Annotated in this window: 1 protein-coding gene; it reads right to left on the bottom strand. The window is 37.9% G+C overall.

Features of this window, described 5'->3' with window-relative positions; translation table 11 throughout:
* The coding region (locus tag U9O96_02350) for a hypothetical protein (protein ID MEA2053949.1) at nt 1-554 on the bottom strand (554 nt) is incomplete at both ends.

The following is a 554-nucleotide window of genomic DNA, read 5'->3' as shown; positions in this document are numbered from 1 at the left end:
AAAGACCATAAAATTCCCCTATAAAATTTTTAACTGACATTTCTGGATTGATTCTGGCATCTGCTCTCAGGCGGTCAAAGAAATCATTCTTAGCAAACCAAATTACCTTTCCTGTTGTGGCGTTTCTACCCAAGTCAAGCCTGTTGTTCCCGTACCCATTGCTTTTGAAGATATAATTTCCATCTGGTGTAAAAAAAGAGAGATTTGCCTGTGGATTTAATTCTATGAAGTTGACGAACACATTTTTCATATCATCTATATCACCGACATATGCTTCAGGCGGAATTGAAAGAAAGATGGACAGCCCACCATTATTTTCCACTTTTTTTCTATCGATTTTGATTTCATATTGTCCCAAGAGATCGTTTTGAACCACGTCAATAGTATATAGTGTATTTTGCGATTGAATTTGCAGAGGATACCCCAATATTTTTTGTATTCCCAGAACAGTCATGAGGGCATTCCCTTGTACACCCCGTGTTAACAGTTTGTAGTGTCGCTTAGTACCGCCGAACCTCTCAATATCAAAAATCTTCTCCATCACCTTCTTTGAT

This window comes from Candidatus Thermoplasmatota archaeon (assembly GCA_034660695.1).
Classification (GTDB): domain Archaea; phylum Thermoplasmatota; class E2; order UBA202; family DSCA01; genus JAYEJS01.
Note: the sequence above shows the minus strand (reverse complement) of the source record. Positions and strands in the feature narration are given on the sequence as shown.